This window comes from Mycobacterium sp. TH-M106 (genome assembly GCF_057473765.1).
The window spans coordinates 1-22,291 of the sequence record NZ_JBYCLE010000378.1 but is presented as its reverse complement, the minus strand read 5'-3'; the positions used below and the strand labels follow the sequence as shown (position 1 = coordinate 22,291).

General features: G+C 66.3%; 21 protein-coding genes and 1 tRNA gene. 10 read left to right on the top strand and 12 right to left on the bottom strand.

The window, feature by feature from the left end; genetic code table 11:
- Positions 1-1,419 (top strand): hypothetical protein (locus tag AC2VOP_RS13550; RefSeq protein WP_486961450.1); only part of this gene is annotated, 1,419 nt, incomplete at its 5' end.
- Between the two features lie 68 nt (positions 1,420-1,487).
- Here the strand turns inward: AC2VOP_RS13550 and AC2VOP_RS13545 are convergent.
- On the bottom strand, positions 1,488-1,880 hold the full coding sequence (locus AC2VOP_RS13545; RefSeq protein WP_486961449.1) for a VOC family protein: 393 nt from the start codon (positions 1,878-1,880) through the stop codon (positions 1,488-1,490).
- A 60-nt stretch (positions 1,881-1,940) separates the two neighbouring features.
- Positions 1,941-2,171, bottom strand: a complete 231-nt coding sequence (locus AC2VOP_RS13540; RefSeq protein ID WP_486961448.1) for an antitoxin — start codon at positions 2,169-2,171, stop codon at positions 1,941-1,943.
- A 206-nt stretch (positions 2,172-2,377) separates the two neighbouring features.
- Between AC2VOP_RS13540 and AC2VOP_RS13535 the strand changes: the two genes are divergently transcribed.
- Positions 2,378-3,856 (top strand): glycoside hydrolase family 183 protein, encoded by a 1,479-nt coding sequence (locus AC2VOP_RS13535; RefSeq protein ID WP_486961447.1) that lies wholly within the window; start codon positions 2,378-2,380, stop codon positions 3,854-3,856.
- A 26-nt stretch (positions 3,857-3,882) separates the two neighbouring features.
- Here the strand turns inward: AC2VOP_RS13535 and AC2VOP_RS13530 are convergent, their stop codons facing one another.
- The 3 genes from AC2VOP_RS13530 to AC2VOP_RS13520 form a co-directional block, all read right to left on the bottom strand.
- On the bottom strand, positions 3,883-4,596 hold the full coding sequence (locus AC2VOP_RS13530) for a nucleotidyl transferase AbiEii/AbiGii toxin family protein (protein WP_486961446.1): 714 nt from the start codon (positions 4,594-4,596) through the stop codon (positions 3,883-3,885).
- The gene (locus tag AC2VOP_RS13525; protein ID WP_486961445.1) at positions 4,589-5,080 is read right to left on the bottom strand and encodes a helix-turn-helix domain-containing protein; all 492 of its coding nucleotides are present in this window, start codon (positions 5,078-5,080) and stop codon (positions 4,589-4,591) included. Before AC2VOP_RS13525 ends, AC2VOP_RS13530 begins: the two co-directional genes overlap by 8 nt.
- Before the next feature lie 78 nt (positions 5,081-5,158).
- Positions 5,159-6,379, bottom strand: coding sequence for a cytochrome P450 (locus tag AC2VOP_RS13520; protein WP_486961444.1), 1,221 nt, complete (start codon positions 6,377-6,379; stop codon positions 5,159-5,161).
- 181 nt (positions 6,380-6,560) lie between these two features.
- Between AC2VOP_RS13520 and AC2VOP_RS13515 the strand changes: the two genes are divergently transcribed.
- Entirely contained in the window at positions 6,561-7,376 is an 816-nt protein-coding gene (locus AC2VOP_RS13515) for a uracil-DNA glycosylase (protein ID WP_486961443.1), read from the top strand.
- 193 nt (positions 7,377-7,569) lie between these two features.
- On the opposite strand, the gene tnpB is transcribed toward AC2VOP_RS13515, so the two are convergent.
- The 7 genes from tnpB to AC2VOP_RS13480 all read right to left on the bottom strand — a co-directional run bounded on the left by tnpB (position 7,570) and on the right by AC2VOP_RS13480 (position 11,990).
- Positions 7,570-9,222: an IS607 family element RNA-guided endonuclease TnpB gene (gene tnpB, locus AC2VOP_RS13510; RefSeq protein ID WP_486961442.1), complete on the bottom strand. Its 1,653-nt coding sequence runs from the start codon at positions 9,220-9,222 to the stop codon at positions 7,570-7,572.
- Positions 9,222-9,803, bottom strand: a complete 582-nt coding sequence (locus AC2VOP_RS13505) for an IS607 family transposase (RefSeq protein WP_486961441.1) — start codon at positions 9,801-9,803, stop codon at positions 9,222-9,224. The genes tnpB and AC2VOP_RS13505 overlap by 1 nt, the downstream gene beginning before the upstream one ends.
- A 54-nt stretch (positions 9,804-9,857) precedes the next feature.
- Positions 9,858-10,181 (bottom strand): type II toxin-antitoxin system death-on-curing family toxin, encoded by a 324-nt coding sequence (locus AC2VOP_RS13500; RefSeq protein WP_486961440.1) that lies wholly within the window; start codon positions 10,179-10,181, stop codon positions 9,858-9,860.
- Positions 10,182-10,445, bottom strand: a complete 264-nt coding sequence (locus AC2VOP_RS13495; RefSeq protein WP_486961439.1) for a CopG family ribbon-helix-helix protein — start codon at positions 10,443-10,445, stop codon at positions 10,182-10,184.
- Entirely contained in the window at positions 10,442-10,585 is a 144-nt protein-coding gene (locus AC2VOP_RS13490; RefSeq protein ID WP_486961438.1) for a hypothetical protein, read from the bottom strand. The genes AC2VOP_RS13495 and AC2VOP_RS13490 overlap by 4 nt, the downstream gene beginning before the upstream one ends.
- Positions 10,586-10,633: 48 nt before the next feature.
- A complete protein-coding gene (locus AC2VOP_RS13485; protein ID WP_486961437.1) occupies positions 10,634-11,425 on the bottom strand; it encodes a hypothetical protein in 792 nt (263 codons plus the stop codon).
- Between the two features lie 489 nt (positions 11,426-11,914).
- Positions 11,915-11,990: transfer RNA gene (locus AC2VOP_RS13480), tRNA-Arg, on the bottom strand.
- 109 nt (positions 11,991-12,099) lie between these two features.
- Between AC2VOP_RS13480 and argS the strand changes: the two genes are divergently transcribed.
- From argS to fadD1, 7 genes are all read left to right on the top strand, one after another.
- Positions 12,100-13,752 carry an arginine--tRNA ligase gene (gene argS, locus AC2VOP_RS13475; protein WP_486961436.1) on the top strand — a complete coding sequence of 551 codons (1,653 nt, stop codon included), beginning with the start codon at positions 12,100-12,102 and terminating at the stop codon, positions 13,750-13,752.
- 56 nt (positions 13,753-13,808) lie between these two features.
- Positions 13,809-15,176 (top strand): diaminopimelate decarboxylase, encoded by a 1,368-nt coding sequence (gene lysA, locus AC2VOP_RS13470; protein WP_486961451.1) that lies wholly within the window; start codon positions 13,809-13,811, stop codon positions 15,174-15,176.
- On the top strand, positions 15,173-16,504 hold the full coding sequence (locus tag AC2VOP_RS13465; protein ID WP_486961435.1) for a homoserine dehydrogenase: 1,332 nt from the start codon (positions 15,173-15,175) through the stop codon (positions 16,502-16,504). The genes lysA and AC2VOP_RS13465 overlap by 4 nt, the downstream gene beginning before the upstream one ends.
- Entirely contained in the window at positions 16,501-17,568 is a 1,068-nt protein-coding gene (gene thrC, locus AC2VOP_RS13460; RefSeq protein ID WP_486961434.1) for a threonine synthase, read from the top strand. The genes AC2VOP_RS13465 and thrC overlap by 4 nt, the downstream gene beginning before the upstream one ends.
- Positions 17,569-17,586: 18 nt before the next feature.
- The gene (thrB, locus tag AC2VOP_RS13455; protein ID WP_486961433.1) at positions 17,587-18,540 is read left to right on the top strand and encodes a homoserine kinase; all 954 of its coding nucleotides are present in this window, start codon (positions 17,587-17,589) and stop codon (positions 18,538-18,540) included.
- A 252-nt stretch (positions 18,541-18,792) separates the two neighbouring features.
- Positions 18,793-20,607: a transcription termination factor Rho gene (gene rho, locus AC2VOP_RS13450; protein ID WP_486961432.1), complete on the top strand. Its 1,815-nt coding sequence runs from the start codon at positions 18,793-18,795 to the stop codon at positions 20,605-20,607.
- A gap of 32 nt (positions 20,608-20,639) precedes the next feature.
- Positions 20,640-22,265, top strand: coding sequence for a fatty-acid--CoA ligase FadD1 (gene fadD1 / locus AC2VOP_RS13445; protein WP_486961431.1), 1,626 nt, complete (start codon positions 20,640-20,642; stop codon positions 22,263-22,265).
- Positions 22,266-22,291 lie beyond the last annotated feature (26 nt).

The following is a 22,291-nucleotide window of genomic DNA, read 5'->3' as shown; positions in this document are numbered from 1 at the left end:
GCCGCCGGTGGGTCGTTGGTGGCGCTGTTGCTCTCCGGGGCGGTCGCCTCCGCCGACGACTACCAGATCACCCCTGATCCGAACGTCCCCGAAACGGTCACCGGACTCTACGGGATGTTCGGCATTATCTCGGCCGGTCCGGCTCTGAACGAAACGGTGCAGGGCTATCAGGTCTTCAACTTCGTCGACACCGATAACAATGCGGCCGGTAGCTTCGATGCAGCCGTGGCCACCATCTCATACCTCTCGGACAGCACCAACCGGGAAGTCCTCGTCGTCGATCCCTCCGGCGCCTCGGTGGCGGGCGCTCCGCCGCCCGGCTCGATCTTCGACACCGCGAACTTCGGGTTCGGCTTCCAGAACGATTACGCCGACATCGCCTCACCCAGCGGCGACAAGGTGACAGATACCTTGGTTACCCCGTTTGGGCCCCTCGATCTCACCTGGCTCTTCGGCGGTTTCGACGCATCCGAGGGACTCACCACGGGCTCGCCGCCCTCTGCGCTACCTCCCGGCATCGAGCCAATCTCCGGTTCCTCGGCGGTGTTGACCTCGGTATCGGCATTGCCGCCGGTGGCGGTAGGCGTTGGGGGCGAACAGCAATTCCAGGTTGTCGGCGCCGATGGCAACGTTGTCGGGACTTTCGAAGCCATGGTGACATACACTCACGACTCCTTTGGTTGGACCACCGAGGCGATTCTTGTCACCAAAGACCTGACCGGGCCCGCAGGCACCGGACAGGGCGAGGTCCCGCCGGTCGGGTCGGTGTTCAACACCGCACACGACAGCCCGCTGGATCTGACGAACGTCTACTCCGATCTCGCCTCGACGGCACCCGGCAAGGACGTCATCTCGGACACCGTGAGCAGCCCGCTGTTAGGGATAAAAAACCTCGACCTTTCCTGGATCTTCCCCCTTAACGCGTCCGCGGGCCTCGCCGACCATTCGCCCTTCGCCCCGTTCGCGTTCGGGAACGACGACCAGATCCGTCCCGATCCCAACTCTCCGGAAGTGTTCACTGCGATCAACGGGCTTCCTCCGTGGCACGTGGTCGTTCAGGGGCATCAGCTGTTCGACGTTGTCGACAACAGCGATAAGGTGGTGGGAACCTTCTATGCCGAGGAGACCACTGGGAACGTCTGGGGCACTCCGCAGCAGGCACTCATCGTGACGTCTGACGAATCAGGAACTCCAGGCACCGCCGCCGGGGATATTCCGCTGCAGGGTTCGGTGTTCAACGTCTCGAATCTCGGTGCTGGCGTCGACCTGGTGTACTCCGACCTCGTCTCGACGACACCCGGTAAGGACGTGGTCTCGGAGATCTTGGTGACACCGCTCGGGAATCTTGACCTTTCCTGGCTGGCGCAGGGCATCGATGCGGCAGAAGGCATGGCCGACGTATTGTTCGCCTACCCCTGAGCTGAGCCGACTCCGCCAGCCTGGGACGTATGCTGATGTGCGTTTACCGGGCCGCGCGAGCAAGGAAGTCACGACCGGCCCGAGCCGTAGGCCCGGGTGAGGATCTCCATGTTGTGCCCGGCCGGGTCGAGGAAGTACACCCCGCGGCCGCTGTCGCGGTGGTTGATCTCGCCGAGCCGCTGATGCTGCGGATCGGCCCAATGGTCCAGCCCGCGCGTGGAGATCTTGGCGTAGATCGCGTCGAAGTCATCCTCGGATACCAGGAAGGCGTAGTGCTGTGGGTGGATCTGCTGGCCCTCGGGCACCTCGTCGTAGTCGAGACTGGCGCCGTGGTCGAGCCCGACGACTACGAAGTGGCCGAACGGCTGCGGGTCGGGCAGCCCGAACAGTTCGGCCAGAAATTCCGCGGACTCCCGCTTGTCGTGTGCGGCGACAATGGTGTGGTTGAACGAGACGGTCATCGTCATTCGCTCCTCTGAAAGGGCAGACCTGGTTACTTCCAGTCTATTGCTCGCTCACGGCTATTCGTCGTCGAGAAGGCGACGGACGTCGTCTGTGGTGACGATCGTGCCGAGCGAGACCTGCGGTAGCCCGGTCTCCTCATCGACGGTGATCTGCAATCTGCTCGTCTGCTCACCCAGGCCCCGCCGAACGAGATCAACGAAGGCTTCCGACAGCGTCTTGTCGGTGTCTTTTGCCAGGGATGCGACTCTGCGATGCAGGTCGTCGGGGAGGTTGATCGTCGTTCGCATCAGTACGTCGTATGTGTGATGTAGCGATGCTGTCGGCGGTACCCACGCCGTCTCGCCCTGCCAACTCTGTCAAACCGAGTCGCGACACAGTCACGGATGCGTATCCATTGTCGCATCACTGATCACAAGTGCCTCAACGATCACTATCGTCACATCAACCGTCTGTGCGGCGTCCATGCGGCGTCCTGTCCCGGGGAAGGTGTGCGATGTCGTCGTTCGCTCGACTCGTGTCGGTGTCGGCGGCATCGGTGGCGTCGGCGGCGATTGTCGGACTCGTCGTCGCGTTGGAACTGGCACCACCGGCGGCTGCCGAGCCGTGTAGCCCACCCGAAGCCAACGTCGAACCGCCGGCCGCGTCGACCGGCGAGGCACCACCTGGAACGACCCCATCGCCCGGGCAACTGCCCATCGGGCGCATGCCGCGTGGCGCCAATGAGCATGCGCCGCTGCCCAGACTGGGCCCGCTGGTGTCTTCTCTGCTGCACCCTGGTGCTCGAAACGCCGCACCGCTACAGCAGCAGGCGGCCGTCATACCCCCCAATCCACCCGAAGCGAGCAGCCAAACACCCCCGGCAGCCGCACAGCCGGTCCCGGAACCGGCCGCGGTACCGCCCGCATCGGATCCCGGTGCCGCTCTCGGTGGATCCAGGACGTCGCTCGTGGACTGGGTGAGCGGACCGAACAGCCCTAACAAGACCCTCGACCGTTTCCGAATCTCTGGAACCGACCTCGGGATCATGTGGGACAACGGCGATCCCATCAACCGGCAGGTGCTGATTGCGTTCGGCGACACCACCGGCTACTGCAGCGTCCGCGGCCATCAGTGGCGATATAACACGATGTTCCGAAGCCAAGACCATGATCTGTCCGACGGGCTCAGCGTGCCGGCCGGCGTGGTCAACGACCGATACTCCGGCTCGCCGTTGTGGGCGCCGGGCCTGTCTAAACAGATCATCAGCAGCATCAGGCGGGCGCCAGAGGAGACGTCGATCATTCCGACCGCCGGTATCTCCGACGGCGGAAGACAGTACATCAATTTCATGTCCGTCCAGCGCTGGGAGAATCACGGCGTCTGGCCGACGAATTTCTCCGGAATCGCGATGTCGCCCGACAATGGCCAGAACTGGGGGATCTATCCCGGGAGCATACGCACACCGGCGCCGGACAGCCTTCCAGGCGTTCGGTACGTTCCGGGAAACGAGAAATTCCAGCAAGGGGCGTTCGTTCGGTCTTCCGACGGTTACATCTACTCGTTCGGCACTCCGGGCGGACGCGGCGGTTCGGCGTTTCTGGCGCGAGTTCCGTCGGGCTCGGTGCCGGACCTCACCAAGTACCAGTACTGGAAAGGCGCCGAGGACGGAAACGGATCGTGGGTTCCAGGCGATCCGGCGGCGGCCACGCCGGTGATCCCGGGCCCGGTGAGTGAGATGTCGGCCCAATACAACGACTACCTCAAGCAGTATCTGGTGCTGTACGGCAACGGCGGCAACAACATCGTGGCAAGGACAGCGCCGACGCTACAGGGGCCGTGGAGCCCCGAGCAGATGCTGGTGTCGCAGGGGCAGATCCCCGGCGGTATCTACGCTCCTTTCCTGCATCCCTGGGCGACCGGCAAGGACGTTTTCTTCACTCTGTCGCTCTGGTCTGCCTACAACGTGATGCTGATGCACACCGAACTGGGATAACCGCGACAGCCGACGTTTTCGCCAGGTTACGGCCCGACCCGGCGGTGCCCGAGCGGTCGCAGCCGTTTGATGCGATCCCACAGGACCGCTTTGGAGGTGTCGTACATCTGCAACTCGCGCATGCATTCATCGAGGCGGTGCGGGTTGTCCCGCAGGTCGTCGACGGCCTTGCTCAAATCGTCAACGACGGCCGACCTGTAGACAGACTCCGCCTTGGCGATAGCCCGGCTCAGCAGGTCCGGGCTGGGCTCCATCATGGCCAGGTCAATGACGTCGCGGCTGAACACCGCACGGTCGGCCCATTGGTCGGAGTTGGCCAGCAGCTTGCTAGCGGCCATGTCCAGGGCGGTGAGCGTCGCCACCCCGCGGATGCTGTCGCCAGGACCTGGTGTCTCCAGGCCGATCCGCCCCTCGCAGACAATCTCGAACTTGATCGGTTCGCCGTCAACGTCGAGCAAGGTTCTGATGCCGTACCGATCAGCCACCACAGGCCGCAGCACGACAACTGGACGGCAGGTTAGCGCGTTGAATCCCTCTGGTTGGCGGACCTTCTGCCGCAGTTCGCTGTAGCCGGCGCTATCGGAGACGAGGAAGTCGATATCCACAGATTCGCGGTACTCGCCGTAGCGCAGTGCGATCGCAGTGCCGCCACCGAGGTAGCAACTCGAAGCCGCCAGGAGGTCGGCGTCGAGCGCGTCGAGGACACCAGCAACCCGAGCGTGGTGCGTTCTGCTAAACAAGGAGGACTCCGCCACTGTGCGTGTCGGCCAGTTGCTGGACGAGGGTGCGCTCCTCGTCGCTCATTGCGGCGTGGTCCACGTGGCGCCAGTTGCGTTCGTACAGCTGTAGCGCCTCGATGCCGGTGAGTTCGGTCTCGGGACGCAGCTGCCATGCGATCGCGTGTAGTTGCGGGAAGTCCCCCACGCGGACCGTCTCCGGCGCCGTGTGCACAGGTGCTGCTTCACGCGCGGGCTGCCGGGGACGCTGCGGCTCGTCGAGTGTCAGCTGCAGGCCCAGGGCCTGCGCCGCGTTCAAGTAAGCGCCGATCGTCACCGCTGGCGATCCCGCCTCGATGCGGTGCAAGGTGACCCGTGACATCCCGGCGGCTTCGGCGGTGGTCACAGCGCTGACACCGAGGGCCAGCCGTCGACTGCGAAGCTCGCGACCGATCGCGGCCAGCACACCTTTGGTGTGTTCCGCGATGTTAGGGTTCCGCGCCGGCATGTATCTCATTATATACACGACGGCGGGGTCGACCAGGGACATCCCGCAGCCCCGGGCCGGAAAGCGCGTCTCCGGGCATCAGGAGTTCACCGTGAACGGCACCGACAGCGGACGACGGACGTAGCTGCCGCCGGCCCAGGTGATGCCGGCTTCGTCGACGGAGTAGTCCGGGCAGCGGGCCAGCAGTTCCTCCAGCGCCACCTGCGACTGCATGCGCGCCGCCTGGTTGCCGATGCAATGGTGCGCGCCGTAGCCGAAGGTGAGGATCTGCCGCGGCTTGCGCAACACGTCGACTTCGCCGGCATCCGGCCCGAAGAAACGCTCGTCGCGGTTGGCCGACGCGTAAAGCAGCAGCACCCGCCGGCCCGCCGGAATCGTGGTGTCGCCGATCGTCACGTCACGGGTGACGGTGCGGCACAGCCCCTGTACCGGTGAGGTCATCCGGAGCAGTTCTTCGAGGGCATCAGCGATCAACTCCGGGCTCTCCACCAGCAGACGGCGCTGGTCCGGGTGCTGATAGAGCAGCTGCGCCGAGCCGCCCAGCATTCCGGTCGTCGTGTCGTTGCCGCCGGTGACCATGGTGAATGCGAACGCCAGGATCGCTAACAGACCGGCGGTGTCGCCGTCGGCGCCCATCCCGGAGGTGACCAGGTGCGAGATGATGTCGCCGCCGGGGTCGGTCCGGCGCCGTTCGATGAGGCCGGTGAAGTAGACCATCAGCTCGCCGACCGCGTCACCGGCGGTGGCGACACCGCCTTCACTGGTGGTGGCCGCGACGATCGCTTCGGTCCAGCGGTCGAACTGGGCGCGGTCGGCCTGAGGAACACCGAGGAAGTGCGCGACGACCAGCGACGGCAACGGCTTGAACAGCTCGGCGACGATGTCGCCGCTACCGTGCGCACGCAGCCGCTCGATGCGCTCGATGACGAACTCGCGTACCTGCGGCTCCAGCCGCTTGACATGGGCGGGCGTGAATGCGCGGGCCACCAGCTTGCGGAACTGGGTGTGCCGAGGCGGGTCCTGCATCACCATCGGCGGGTTGTCGGTCAGGCCGATCATTTCCAGCTCGCCGTAGTTGATCGTCAGCCCTTGCGCGGAGGAGAACGTCTCATGGTCGGCGGCGGCCGACCAGATGTCGGCGTGCCGGGACAGCACGTAGTAGTCCTGGTCGGACTGCTTGTCGGGGATCACATGGTGCACCGGGTCGTGATCGCGCAGCGCGGCATACATCGGGTAGGGATCCGGCCAGGTCTCGGCACTGCACGGCTGGAACATGGGGTGAGATACCACACTCGTCATGTCTCATTCATACGACGAATGAAGGACTCATGTTGGCCACTCCGCGGCGAACGTGCGTGTCGGCGGTCGACACGCCGGGGTGGGCGCCGGGTTTACGCACTCTCGCGCCGCACGCGCCACGACGGATCGCTATCAGGCGGTGGATGCGCGGCGCGTGACGGATACACGGCACGATGAACGAATGCTCAACCATCCGCGAACCGGCAAGCCGTTCGAATCCCCGGTACTGCCGGGATCGGGTTGGCCGGAAGACCCGGCAACCGCGGCGACGCCGGTCGCCGCGGTTGCCGAGCAGGTGTCGGAGCTGGCCGGGCGGGCGCAGTCGACGCAGGAACTGGATGCGCTGATCAGCGTGTGCCGGGCCTGCCCGAGGCTGGTCGCCTGGCGCGAAGAGGTCGCGGCGACCAAACGCAAGGCTTTCGCCGACCAGCCGTACTGGGGACGTCCGGTGCCCAGTTGGGGCACCAACCGGCCGCGGATCGTCATCGTCGGGTTGGCGCCTGCCGCGAACGGCGCCAACCGGACCGGGCGGATGTTCACCGGCGACCGCTCCGGAGACGAGTTGTTCGCCGCGCTGCACCGCGCCGGCCTGGTCAACCAGCCGACCAGCGTGGATGCCGCAGACGGGTTGCAACCCAACAAGATCCGGATCATCGCACCGGTGCGCTGCGCGCCGCCGGGCAACTCGCCGACCACGGCCGAACGCAACACCTGCGCGCCGTGGCTGGACGCCGAGTGGCGGCTGATCTCGCCGCATGTGCGGGTGATCGTCTCGCTGGGCGGTTTCGCCTGGCAGGTCGCGCTGCGCCTGGCGGCCGACCAGGTTCCCAAGCCCAAGCCGAAGTTCGGCCACGGTACCGTCGCCGAACTGGGGCCGAAGCTGCGGATCGTCGGCTGCTTTCACCCGAGCCAGCAGAACATGTTCACCGGCCGGCTCACCCCGGCGATGCTGGACGGTGTCGTCACCCGGGCCAAGCAGCTGGCGGGCATCCGGTGACCGTGACCGGGAAGCTCCAGCCGGCCGAGGACGATGATCGGAAATCTTAGGCGCAAGCCTCGGACTTCAGCTCGGGGTCAGCTCATCCAGTCGTCGGGTGAGTCGGGGAACGGCTGTGCGTACCCCTTCAGCACAGCCGCGATTTCCGGCACACCCAGCATCCGTTGCCGTTGAGTGTGTTTTAGTTGCACGCTCATGCGGCGTCCCCTTGCGGGGTTTGGGTTTTGGCCTCGCGGCGTCCGGCCCCGCGTGGGCGGGGTCTTATGGATGCTCCGCCGGCGCCGGGTGTCCCGGTGTCTGCGCCATGGCCTGTACCAACCGATGTGGTTGGCCCGGGTACCGATGGGGCCGTGGTCCCGACTGGACCACAACTGGCGTAATCCGGCCAGTCACGGAGATTGAGCGCAGCGTTTCTGTCGCGGTCGACGAGCTCGCCCGTTACCGGGCAGAGCAGGTGTTTGTCGATGCGGCCTTTCCCTTGCAGGCGGCACGGGCTGCCGTCCGGGAGGCGGCAGCCGTGGTGGATCTGGCTGGACGGGAACCAGCGATCCGCCACGATCAGGGTGCTGCCAGATCGGGTGGTTTTATACGCCATCATCGGCGCGACCAATCCCATCGCGGCGTCGGAGACCGCGCGCCGGTAGGCGCGTTTGCCCATGCCGCGTTTCATCGCGGCCACGTCGAGGTCTTCGATCACGACCTGACCGTAGGTGCCCGCCAGCTCGGTGGTGAGCCGGTGGGCGGCTTCTCGCCGCAGATGTACGCACCGCCGGTCCAGCCGGGTCAGCTTGGCTTTCGCTGCCCGATAACCGTGCGATCCGGGGATACGGCGAGAAAGTTGGCGACTAGCCCGACGGCGGGCGGCAAGCGTCGCTTTGAGCGGGGCCGGATTCTCATACTCGACAAGCGTTTCGGCGCCGGTGACGATGTCGCGGGTGGCGACTGTGGCCAGGGTGCGCACACCCAGGTCCACCCCGGCGCGCACCGTGGGTTGGGTCGGCGTTCGTGCTGTGTCGGGGGCGCGTAGCGCGTAGCCGACTGAGACGAACAACCGCCCCCAGCGCTGCGAGCGCGTCATGTTCAAGATCCGCGCACGCCCTGAAGCCAGGTGGCGCTGCACCGGGCGGGTGTTCTCCTTGGACCGCAATGCCCCGATGACCGGAACCGTGATGGTGCGGCGGTCATCCTCTATGCGCATCGTGCCGGTGGTGAACCGCACCCGGCCCGGATCGCGGCGCGCGGACTGGAACCGGGGAAACCCCGCCTGCCGGCCACGGCGCTTTCCGTTGCGGCTGGCGCTCCAGTTGCCCAACGCCGCCGCCAGATCAGCCAAACCCGCCGAGTAGCATTCCTTAGAATTCTCGGCCCACCACGGCGCTACCTCGTGCTTGGCGCGGTTCCACGCCTTGCGCAGCGAGCCCAGGTCCCAGCCCAGCGACTCATGCGCCGGGTCAGCCGATTTCGCGTCCAGGTCGGCTTTCACCCGGCCCAGGCCCCAGTTGAACGCTCTGCGGCGGGCACCGAAATGCGACCGCACCAACCCTGCTCGATCCTTATCAGAGGGCCATTCGACCTCGAACTTGGCCGCCGTGACCACCCAGCCCGACGCCAACCGTGAACCCGCCGAGCCCGTCACCGCATAAGCGGCGGCGTCCCCGTCGTAGAGCTCGAACAACACCGACACCGACTCCACCGCCGCCCGATGCGCCTGGAAATCCGCGCCCACATCGACAAACCGCGACAACGCCGCCGTCCCATCGGGTTTCGGGTTTCCCGCCAGCTGCGCACCACCGGTGGCCTCGGCCACTTTCGCGGCCTGAGCCCGCGTGCGCATCCCCACGATCATCAGGCCGCCCCCGGCTCACGCTTGGCCGCCGTGACCGCGCGCATCGCCCGGTTACGGGCACCGCGACGCCCGTAGAGCCGCGCGCACATACTGGTCAGCACCTCGATCATGTCCCGCACCAGATCATCGGTCGTCTCACCAGGATCGGCGACCACGATCCGACGGCCCTGCGCCGACAACGCCGCGTCGAGGTGCTCCACCCCCAAGCGCGCCAGCCGGTCCCGATGCTCCACAACGATCACCCTCGCATCCGGGTCCGACAAGATGCGCCGCAGCTTAGGCCGCTTACCGTTCAGCCCCGAACCGACTTCGCACACCACCTGCCCTACCTGCAAGTCACGCTCTGCGGCCCACGCGGTCAGGCGGGCGACCTGCCGATCTAGATCCGAACGCTGATCATGGCTCGACACCCGCGCATACACCACCACTCCAGACGCCGCGGCCGACGCCGAGCCAGCGGTCTTGACCAGGATCAACCGCCCAACCCGCTGCGCGGGCACCGGCAACGTCCCCTCGCGAAACCAGCGATAAGCGGTATGCCGATTCACCCCAACCGACTCCGCCCAATCCGCCAGATTCACACCGCCAATTAGAACACACTAACGCACACTAAAATACACTCAACACGCAACAGTTCAGAACCCCTCCGCTGCATCAGTGGCGACCGCGATTACCTCACTCGCGCCGACGGTCAGTGCGTAGCCGTTCACCAGGTAGAACATCGCGGTCGCAGCCCAGGCGGTGCGTTTGTTCCCGGTGAGGAACGGGTGGCTGCGGGCCAACCCGTGCAGCAACGCCGCCGCTTTCTCGTGGATGGTGGGGAAGGCATCGGCACCGAACGCGCTCGCCTGGGGGCGCAGGACCGCACTGTCCAGCAGGCCGAAGTCTCCGAGGCAGTCCGGCCCCACGAACCGTTCGTTGACTCGGAGGATGTCGTCTGTGGTCAGGTAGACGGCCATCTACATGTCGGCCATCTTGTCCAGCGCCACCTTGTGCTGCTCGACGACCTTGTTGAACGCGGCTTGTATCAGGTCGGCCCGACCGTGTGTCGACAGGTATTGCGCGAGGGCGCGCTTGATGACTTCGTTGCCTGAGATGTCGGTGACGAAGGCGTAGTTCTTCAGCGCCTCGGCCAGTTCGACGGGGAGGCGCACGGTGAGTCCGACGAGGCGTTCGGTCGTCCCTGCGGAGCTGACCGGCGTGGCCGTGGTCTTTGAAGTCATGCAACCATGGTGTCATACCGCCGCTGCTGGGTCCAGCGCGGCTGAGTCTCACCGAGCGGGCCGGGCAGATGCGACACCCCGCCGGTGACAATGAGCGCGTTGAGGTCGGTCTGGTCGATTTCACCAGGATGACATGTCACGCACTCGAACGGTCGGAGCTGTCGCTACCTACTACTACCGTCCGCCTACTAGAAAAGGTCGGCGGCAAGGATGACAGGTACGGAAGCGAGGTAGTCGCCAGCGAGTTGCAGGCTCGGGACTTCCAACCCGATGTCGAGCCCGCTCGCGGTGGTGGCGGTCAGCTCCCGAGCACCGTGCAGCGCAGCTTCGCTGGCATTGACCCAGCCCTGGTCGAGCGGGGTGAAAAATAGCTGATCGACCTGGCTGGGCAGGGAGCCGCTGTGGGCGGAGATGGTGTCCTCCGCTGATTGCAGTTGATGGAGCAGCTGTAGTGCGTCGTTGTTGAAACTCAGCGGCTGGGTTGCGTCGACTCCGGTGGCTGCGCTCAGGAGTTTGTCGGCGTCGGTGAGGTTTGAGATGGCGGTCGCCAACAAGCCATCGGGAGTGGTGTTTGCCCCCGCTTCGACCGAGGCGGCAACACCAGCCGGGTCCACCGCCTCTGCCCCGCTTGACAGATCGATGCCCGTCCAGTCGTCGAACAGCGTCACCGCCTTGCCCCAGGCGGTGGTGTCGCCTTTGAACAGCGCGTCGAACACGTCGTTCAGCAGTGCCCCATCCTTCGGTGACGCCAGCTCGACTCCACCGATATCGATGGGTCCGGTTGCGTCCGGGTTGAACAGCGGGATCGGTTGGTCAGGTGAACTGAACTGGAACAAATCAACGACTTCTTTGCCGTTGTGCGAAAGTGCCAACACCGCCCCCGTGGCGGAGGAGTTATCTCCGAAACCCCTTTGAACATTGGCAAGTTCCAACCCGGGACCCCAGGTGTCGTTGATGGAGAGGTAGCCCGGCTGAAGCAACGTGGAGAACGGCGTATTGAACAGGTCATTCGAACCGATGTTGCTCAGTGGAGTAGCCGGAAAGCTCTCCCAACCACCGACTATCGGCGCGGTGCCAAGCCCCAGCGAATCGCTCGGGTCCGACAGTGTCGCCGGGGGCAATATGTTGTCACTCGCAGTGCCCCCAGTCGGCGTGACTGTCCAGCCGTTGACCTCATCGCTGCCGCCGTCGGCGTGGGCGATCCCTGAGGCGATGACCGCCGCGGCTACCGCGGCTCCACCCGCTAACGCGGTGGTGGCACCAAGCGTGCGAAACGACATCACTGTTCCCCCTCGTCAAGGACAATCGGGACGCTACATGTGAACGAGCATCCTGTACAAAAGCTGATACCGAAATCGCGGTCAACCAGCACGTTGGTGTCGAGGAAGCGCTCTCCGCATCGCAGAGCCCGGGATTAGGGTGACCACGCGGGGTCGGGTGTCGGGTCATGCATACCCGCTGGTCAAATCTGGTGCCCCCGACACGATTCGAACGTGCGACCTTCTGCTCCGGAGGCAGACGCTCTATCCCCTGAGCTACGGGGGCGTGCACAGCGTGTGCTGCGCGATTTGGACAGACTAACCCATCGCCGCGGGTGCCCCGCGCTCAGCGCGGATTCGGGAGCTGACCACCACAGACCATAGGATGGAATCTCGTGACCCCCGCTGATCTGGCCGAGCTGCTCAAGATCACCGCCGCCGCGGTGCTGGCTGAGCACGGTCTGGATCCGGCTGCACTGCCGGCGACGGTGACCGTCGAGCGGCCGCGCAATCCCGCACATGGCGACTACGCCACCAATGTGGCGTTGCAGCTGGCCAAGGGGGTGGGCACCGACCCGCGTGAGTTGGCCAGCTGGCTGGCCGACGCGCTCGCCGCCACCGCCGGGATCGCCTCGGCGCAGGCCGCCGGGCCGGGCTTCGTCAACGTGCGCCTCGAGGCCGCCGCCCAAGGCGTCGTCGTCGACAACATCATCGAAGCCGGCGCCGGATACGGCCGCTCCGACGCGCTGGCCGGGCTCAGGGTCAACCTGGAGTTCGTGTCGGCCAACCCGACCGGCCCGATCCACATCGGCGGCACCCGGTGGGCGGCCGTCGGTGACGCGCTGGGCCGACTGCTGTCTACCCAGGGCGCCGACGTGGTACGCGAGTACTACTTCAACGACCACGGCGCCCAGATCGACCGGTTCACCAACTCGCTGATCGCCGCGGCCAGGGGTGAGCCGTCGCCGACGGACGGCTACGCCGGCAGCTACATCACCGATATCGCCGCGGCAGTGCTGGCCAAGGTGCCGGACGCGCTGAGCCAACCGGAACCGCAGCAGCACGAGACCTTCCGCGAGATCGGTGTGGACTTGATGTTCACCGACATCAAGGCCTCGCTGCACAACTTCGGCACCGACTTCGACGTCTACACCCACGAAGACTCGATGCACACCAGCGGCCGGGTCCAACAGGCCATCGACAGACTGCGCGAGAAAGGCAACATCTACGAAAAGGACGGCGCAACCTGGCTGCGTACCAGTGCCTTCGGCGATGACAAGGACCGCGTCGTGATCAAAAGCGACGGCCGGCCCGCCTACATCGCCGCTGACCTGGCCTACTACCTGGACAAGCGGGAGCGCGGTTTCGACCTGTGCATCTACATGCTCGGTGCCGACCACCACGGCTACATCGCTCGGCTCAAGGCCGCCGCGGCGGCCTTCGGCGACGATCCGGGCTGCGTCGAGGTGCTGATAGGCCAGATGGTCAACCTGGTCCGCGACGGGGCGCCGGTGAAGATGAGCAAGCGAGCCGGCACCGTGATCACCCTCGACGACCTGGTCGAGGCGCTCGGCGTGGACGCCGCCCGGTACAGCATGATCCGATCGTCGGCGGACACCCCCATCGACATCGACCTGGACCTGTGGTCGTTAGCATCCAACGAAAACCCGGTCTACTACGTTCAATACGCCCATGCCCGACTGTCTTCGCTGGCCCGCAACGCCGCCGAACTCGGACTGATCGGTGACACCGGCCACCTGGAACTGCTCACTGCCGACAAGGAGGGCACCCTGATCCGTAGTCTTGGTGAGTTCCCGGCTGTGTTGAAAACCGGTGCCGTGCTGCGGGAGCCACACCGGGTCTGCCGCTACCTGGAGGATCTCGCCGGCGACTACCACCGGTTCTACGACACCTGCCGGGTGCTGCCGCAAGGTGACGAACAGCCGACCCAGCTGCACGCCGCGCGTCTGGCGTTGTGCCAGGCCACTCGCCAAGTCCTGGCGAACGGGCTGGCGATCCTCGGTGTGACCGCCCCGGAGCGGATGTGAATGTGCACCCTGCCGGCCCCCGGCACGCCGAAGAGATCCACCACGCGGACCTGCCGCTGCGGCCACAGACGTCGCAGCAATTGCTGGCCTTGGCCCCGAATGTGTGGCCGCGCAACGCTGGACGCGGCGGCGACGGTGTCGTGCAGATTGCCGGGGTCAGGGTCACCGACCTGGCAGCCCAGTATGGGACGCCGTTGTTCGTGGTCGACGAGGACGATTTCCGCAGCCGGTGCCGGGAGATGGCCGCGGCGTTCGGTGGCGGCGGCAACGTCTGGTACGCGGCCAAGGCGTTCCTGTGCGCTGAAATAGCGCGCTGGGTCGACGAGGAAGGCCTGGCGCTGGACGTGAGCACCGGCGGCGAACTTGCCGTCGCGTTACACGCCGGCTTTCCCGCCGAGCGGATCGCGTTGCACGGCAACAACAAATCGGTCGACGAGCTGACCGCCGCAGTGAAGGCCGGTGTCGGCCACATCGTGTTGGACTCGATGACCGAGATCGAACGGCTGGAGGTCGTCGCGGCCGAGGCAGGTGTGGTTGCCGACGTGCTGGTGCGGGTCACCGTCGGCGTCGAGGCACACACCCACGAATTCATCTCGACCGCCCACGAGGACCAGAAGTTCGGGCTGTCGCTGGCCAGCGGTGCCGCGATGACCGCGATCAGGCGGGTGTTGGCCGCCGAGCACCTCCGGTTGGTCGGGCTGCACAGCCACATCGGGTCGCAGATCTTCGACATCGCCGGGTTCGAGATGGCCGCGCATCGGGTCATCGGGCTGCTGCACGACCTGCACGAGGCAGCCGCCGAGTTCGGCGTCGACAAAACCGCGCAGGTCTGCACCGTCAACCTCGGTGGTGGGCTGGGCATCGCCTACCTCCCGCACGACGACCCGCCTCTGGTAGCCGAGTTGGCGGCGAAGCTTTCCACCATCGTGCGCGACGAGTCGGCCGCGGCGGGCCTGCCAACGCCGCGGCTGGTGGTGGAGCCGGGGCGGGCCATCGCCGGGCCGGGCACCATCACGCTCTATCAGGTGGGCACCGTCAAGGACGTGGATATCAGCGTCACCGCCAACCGCCGCTATGTCAGCGTCGACGGCGGGATGAGTGACAACATCCGCACCGCGCTCTACGGCGCGGAATACGACGTCAGACTGGTTTCGCGTGACACCGATGCGTCACCGGTGCAGGCGCGTATCGTCGGAAAGCACTGTGAAAGCGGCGACATCATCGTGCGCGACACCTGGCTGCCGGATGACGTCGCACCCGGTGATCTGGTGGCGCTGGCCGCCACCGGTGCCTACTGCTACGCAATGTCGAGCCGCTACAACATGGTCGGCCGCCCCGCGGTGGTGGCGGTGCGCGACGGTCAAGCACGCCTGATGTTGCGCCGGGAAACGGTTGACGACCTGATCGGCCTGGAGGTGAGGTGAGCGTTTTCTCCGAGCAGCGCCCGGTGGGTGTCGCAGTCCTGGGATTGGGCAACGTCGGTAGTGAAGTCGTCCGCATCATCTCCGCCAGCGCCGAGGACCTGGCCGCCCGGATCGGAGCCCCGCTGGTGCTGCGGGGAGTCGGCGTGCGCCGGGTCGAGCCCGGCCGGGGCGTGCCGGTCGAACTGCTCACCGACAACATCGAGGAGTTGGTGTCGCGCACCGACGTCGACATCGTCGTGGAGGTGATGGGTCCGGTAGAGCCGGCCCGCAAGGCGATCCTGTCGGCAATCGAGCACGGCAAGTCGGTGGTCACCGCGAACAAGGCACTGCTGGCCGGCTCTACCGGCGACCTCGCGCAAGCAGCCGAGCACGCCCACGTCGACTTGTATTTCGAGGCGGCCGTCGCCGGCGCCATTCCGGTCATCCGGCCGCTGACCCAGTCGCTGGCTGGAGACACCGTGCTGCGAGTGGCCGGAATCGTCAACGGCACCACCAACTACATCCTCTCCGAGATGGACTCCAGCGGCGTCGATTACCACACCGCCCTGGCCGAGGCCAGCGCACTGGGGTATGCCGAAGCCGACCCCAGCGCTGATGTGGAGGGCTGCGACGCCGCGGCCAAGGCCGCGATCCTGGCCTCCATCGCTTTTCACACCAGCGTCACCGCCGACGACGTCTACCGCGAGGGCATCACCGACCTCACCCCCGAGGACTTCACCTCCGCGCGGGCTCTGGGCTGCACGATCAAGCTGCTGTCGATCTGTGAGCGGATCGTGACCAGCGAAGGCCAACAACAGGTTTCGGCGCGGGTATACCCAGCGCTGGTGCCGTCGAGCCACCCGCTGGCCAGTGTCAACGGCGCATTCAACGCCGTCGTAGTCGAGGCGCAGGCAGCCGGGCGACTGATGTTCTACGGTCAGGGTGCCGGCGGGGCGCCGACCGCGTCGGCGGTCACCGGTGACCTGGTGATGGCTGCCCGCAACCGAGTGCAGGGCGGGCGCGGCCCGCGCGAATCACGGTATGCGAAACTGCCCATCGCGCCGATCGAGCTGATCGCAACCCGCTACTACGTCAGCATGAACGTCGCCGACAAGACGGGCGTATTGTCCTCGGTGGCAGCGGAATTCGCCAAGCGCGAAGTCAGCATTGCCGAAGTGCGCCAGCAAGGAGTGACCGACGACGACGGCAGGCCGGTCGGCGCCCGAATCGTGGTGGTCACCCACCGGGCTGCCGAGGGAGCGCTGTTTGACACCGTAGCCGCGTTGGCTGACCTGGACGCGGTGCAGGCGGTGACCAGGGTGTTGCGCCTGGAAGGAACTGGCCAGTGAACGCCGATAAGCCCTGGCCCGGCGTCATCGCTGCCTACCGCGACCGGCTGCCGGTCGGCGATGACTGGGCACCGGTCACGCTGCGCGAAGGCGGCACCCCGCTGATCCATGCGACGCGGCTCTCCGAACGGACCGGCTGCACCGTGCATCTCAAGGTAGAAGGACTCAATCCCACCGGATCCTTCAAGGACCGGGGCATGACGATGGCGGTTACCGACGCGGTGGCCCGCGGGCAGCGGGCGGTGCTGTGCGCCTCGACGGGTAACACCTCGGCGTCGGCGGCGGCCTACGCGGCTCGGGCCGGGATCACCTGCGCGGTGCTGATTCCGCAGGGCAAGATCGCGATGGGCAAGCTGGCGCAGGCTGTGATGCACGGCGCCAAGGTCGTCCAGATCGACGGCAACTTCGACGACTGTCTGGAACTGGCCCGCAAGATGGCTGCCGACTTTCCGACCATCTCGCTGGTCAACTCGGTCAACCCGGTGCGCATCGAGGGGCAGAAGACCGCGGCCTTCGAGATCGTCGACACGCTGGGTGCCGCGCCCGACGTGCACGCGCTGCCGGTCGGCAACGCCGGCAACATCACCGCGTATTGGAAGGGCTACACCGAGTACCACGCTGACGGCGTGATCGACAGGCTGCCGCGGATGCTGGGCGCGCAGGCGGCGGGAGCCGCACCGCTGGTGCGCGGCGAGCCGGTCCGCGACCCGGAGACCATCGCTACCGCGATCCGGATCGGCTCGCCGGCATCATGGTCGGCGGCGGTCGACGCGCAGCAGCAGTCCCACGGCCGGTTTCTGGCCGTCACCGACGATGAGATCCTTGCCGCCTACCATTGGGTGGCGCGCAGCGAGGGTGTCTTCGTCGAACCGGCGTCGGCGGCCAGCATCGCCGGCTTACTCAAGGCCGTCGGAGACGGTTGGGTGGCGTGCGGCTCGACGGTGGTGTGTACCGTCACCGGGAACGGCCTCAAGGACCCGGGCACTGCACTCACAGACATGCCCAGCGTGACCGCCGTGCCGGTCGATCCGGGTGCCGTGGTCGCGCAGTTGGGGCTGAGCTAAGACGAACGAGGGCTGTTGGTGACCCAGATCCTGCCTGCCGGGCTGTCGGCCAGCGCTGTGGTGGCGGCATCCAGCGCCAACCTCGGCCCGGGTTTCGACAGTGTCGCAGTGGCGCTGAGCTGTTATGACGAGATCTGGGTCGAAACAACAGATTCCGGACTGATAGTGGAGGTCACCGGCGAGGGCGCCGGGGAGGTGCCGCTGAGCTCGGAGCACCTGGTGGTCCGGGCCATCGAGCGCGGACTGGCGGCCTGCGGTGCCGGTGCTGGCGGACTTCTGGTGCGCTGCCGCAACGCCATCCCGCACTCCCGCGGCCTGGGTTCGTCGGCCGCAGCGATAGTCGGCGGGCTGGCAGCAGCCAACGGTCTTGTTGCACAGTCTGATTCGGCTGGCCTAGCGCCACTGTCCATTGGTCAGCTGGTCCAGCTTTCGTCGGAGTTCGAAGGCCATCCCGACAATGCCTCGGCCGCCGTGCTCGGCGGGGCGGTGATTTCGTGGACCGACAACAGCTCTGATCGGCCCGGTTATGCGGCGGTGCCGCTGCGGCTGCATCCCGACATCCACTTTTTCACCGCGATCCCCGAAAAGCGGTCGTTGACCGCGGAGACCCGGGTGTTGCTGCCGCCGCACGTTAGGCACTGCGATGCCCGGTTCAATGTCAGTCGCACGGCACTGCTGGTGGTGGCCCTGACCGAACGGCCGGACCTGCTAATGCCGGCCACCGAGGACGTGCTCCACCAGCCGCAGCGGGCGGCGGCACTGCCCGCGTCGACGCAGTATCTGCGGCTGCTGCGCAGCCGCGGTGTCGCAGCCGTGCTTTCCGGTGCCGGGCCTGCGCTGATGGTGCTGAGCACCCAGGCACGGCTGCCCGCGGAGGTGCTGGAGTACGGTGCTGTGAACAACTTCTCGGTCAGCGAGATGGCGGTCGGCGATCCGGTTCGCTGGAGCTCCGGGGTCACAGTGCCGAATTGAGTTCAAGCCAATTGCTTGCTTCCCGCGACCAAGCAGGCTATTCTCGGTGCTGTCCAGCAATCGCAGCATCTGCGCCTGCATCAATACTGCGATGTCACTGGGAAACCATCAATTCTTCTCGTGGACGACGGCCATCTCACGCCGCCGATGCGGGCGGTCACCGTTGACACGGTCGACGGTGGCACGGCGATTCGGCTGAATGCGACATGACCCCTCGTGTGTACAGAACCGACGAGGGAAGAAAGGAAATCCGTGACCGATACGGACCTCATCACGGCTGACGACAGCGCCGGGCACACACAGTTGCCCAATGTCCAAGACGCTCCCGAGGCTCCCGACCCGGGCTCCACCGCATCCGCGACAGCCAGGGAAGACTCGAAGCCTGCCAGCCCCGACTCAGGCTCACCGCCAGACGGATCGCTGTCGGCGATGGTGCTGCCCGAGCTGCGCGCGCTGGCCAACCGGGTCGGCGTCAAGGGCGCCGCGGGCATGCGCAAGAACGAGCTGATCGCCGCTATTCGGGGAAATGGCGGGGACGACGACGGAGACGAATACCGGACCGCGCAGAGCGCAGCTGACGTACCCCATCGGGAACGGCGCAGCGCCAGCCGCGACGGCGGAGCGCCCAGCACCGACACCGGCGAACAGAACCACCAGGACAGCCGGGACACATCAAGCGAGCAAGCCCATCACGGCGGCGGTCCGGACGGCACCGCAAAGAGCGACGAGCCTAGCCGAACCACCAGCGGTGAGCAGGACAAGCAGACCCAGGATCAGCAGAGCCAGGGCCAGCAAAACCGCGGTCAGCAGGACCAGGACGACGGTGACGGGCGTAGCAGCCGGCGTGGACGCCGGTTCCGAGACCGGCGGCGGCGCGAACGACCCGCGGATGGCGGCGATGCCGAACCGCGCGAGGACGACGTCCTGCAGCCGGTCGCCGGCATTCTCGACGTCTTGGACAACTACGCGTTCGTGCGCACCTCCGGATATCTGGCCGGCCCAGGCGACGTCTACGTCTCGATGAACATCGTCCGCAAGAACGGGCTGCGTCGCGGTGACGCGGTGACCGGTGCGGTGCGGGTGCCGCGCGAGGGTGAGCAGCCCAACCAGCGGCAGAAGTTCAACCCGCTGGTGCGGCTGGACTCGGTCAACGGCGGCTCGGTCGACGACGCCAAGAAGCGCCCCGAGTTCAACAAGTTGACCCCGCTGTACCCCAACCAGCGGTTGCGGCTGGAGACCACGACGGACAAGCTCACCACCCGGGTCATCGACCTGATCATGCCGATCGGCAAGGGGCAGCGTGCGCTGATCGTGTCGCCGCCCAAGGCCGGCAAGACCACGATCCTGCAGGACATCGCCAACGCGATCACCCGCAACAACCCCGAATGCCACCTGATGGTGGTGCTGGTCGACGAGCGGCCCGAGGAAGTCACCGACATGCAACGTTCGGTAAAGGGCGAAGTGATCGCGTCGACGTTCGACCGACCGCCCTCGGATCACACCCAGGCCGCCGAGCTGGCGATCGAGCGCGCCAAACGCCTCGTCGAACAAGGTACGGATGTGGTGCTGCTACTCGACTCGATCACCCGATTAGGTCGCGCCTACAACAACGCCTCGCCGGCGTCGGGGCGGATCCTGTCCGGTGGTGTGGACTCCACCGCGCTGTACCCGCCCAAGCGGTTCCTGGGTGCGGCCCGCAACATCGAGGGGGGCGGCTCGCTGACCATCATCGCCACCGCGATGGTCGAGACCGGGTCCACCGGTGACACGGTGATCTTCGAGGAGTTCAAGGGCACCGGCAACGCCGAGCTCAAGCTGGACCGCAAGATCGCCGAGCGCCGCGTGTTCCCGGCCGTCGACGTCAACCCGTCGGGTACCCGCAAAGACGAACTGCTGCTGTCGCCTGACGAGTTCGCCATCGTGCACAAGCTGCGTCGCCTGCTGTCGGGCCTCGACCCGCACCAGGCTATCGACCTGCTGATGAGCCAGCTGCGCAAGACGAAGAACAACTACGAGTTCTTGGTGCAGGTGTCCAAGACGACGCCGGGTGGTATGGATAACGACTGACCATCCGGGCAACTGGTTTTACAGTTTCAGTTGTGGCAGAGACGATCCAGCAACTGCTGCGTGAGCACCTGCACGACTCCGCTCCGGCGGTCAAGTACGGCGACCGGGTGTGGAGTTGGCGTGAACACCTGGCCGACGCGTCCAACTATGCGGCCGCACTGATCGGGGCCGCCGACCCGCGCCGGCCGCTGCACGTCGGCGCCCTGCTGGGCAACACGCCCCAGATGCTGACTGCGATGGCGGCCGCTGCCCTCGGCGGTTTCGTGCTCTGCGGCATCAACGACACCCGCCGCGGCGCTGCGCTGGCTCGTGACATCGACAAGGCCGACTGCCAGATCCTGCTCACCGACCCCGCGCACCGAGCCCTGCTCGACGGGCTCGATCTGCCCGGGGTTCGGGTGCTCGACGTCACCGGTGACCAGTGGGACGCGCTGCTGGCAGGTGCTCCGACGCTGGTCGCGCATCGTGAGGTCACGCCCGCCGACACCTTCATGTTGATCTTCACCTCCGGCACCAGCGGCGAGCCCAAGGCCGTGCAGGTAACCCACCTGGCTGTGTTGTTCGCCGGCAAGACGCTGATCGAGCGCTTCGACGTCGACGCCCGCGACGTCTGCTACCTGTCGATGCCGCTGTTTCACTCCAATGCGCTGCTGGCCGGGTGGAGCGTGGCGGTGGGCGCCGGTGCGGCGATGGCGCCAGCGACGTTCTCGGCGTCGCGGTTGCTGGCCGACCTGCGCCGCTACCGGGCGACGTTCATGAACTATGTGGGCAAGCCGCTGGCCTACGTGCTGGCCACGCCCGAGCAGCCCGATGATCACGACAACCCGTTGCGGGTGGCGTTCGGCAACGAGGCCAGCGACCGCGACATCGCCGAGTTTTCCCGCCGCTTCGATTGCACGGTGTGGGACGGTTTCGGCTCGACCGAGGGTGCGATCATCATCACCCGCGAAGAGGGCTGTCCGCCGGGGTCGCTGGGCAGAGGTTTTGCTGGTGTGGGCATCTACCACCCGGACACGCTCACCGAGTGTTCACCGGCGACATTCGACGACGACGGCGCTCTGGCTAACCCGGAGGAAGCGATCGGCGAACTGGTCAACACCTCCGGCGCCGGTCTTTTTGCCGGCTATTACAACGACCCGGAGGCCACCGATGCGCGGATGCGGCACGGGATGTTCTGGTCGGGGGATCTGGCCTATGCCGACGCCGACGGCTGGATCTACTTCGCCGGCCGCAGTGAGGACTGGCTGCGCGTCGGCGGGGAGAATATGACGACCGCACCCATCGAACGCATCCTGGCGCGGCAGGCGTCGGTCAGCTACGCCGCGGTGTACGCCGTCCCCGACGAGGAAGGTGTCGGCGATCAGATCATGGCCGCCATCGTTCTGCACGACGGCGCCGAGCTGACCCCCGAGCAATTCGGTGCCTTTCTGGCCGACCAGCCCGACCTATCACCCAAGGCATGGCCGAAGTATGTCTGGCTCACCGACAGGCTGCCGACCACGGCGACCAACAAGATCCTCAAGCGGGAGTTGAGCGCCCGCGGCACCGCGCTCGAGGGCGGTGTGCTGTGGGCTCGCGATGGCAACGGCAGAACTTATGTCGCCGTCGATCGCCCGGGAGGCGGGCGTTTTGAGGTGAGGGTGGCTGACCTGGCATAATCGGCCATCGAATCGAGTTCTAGGCT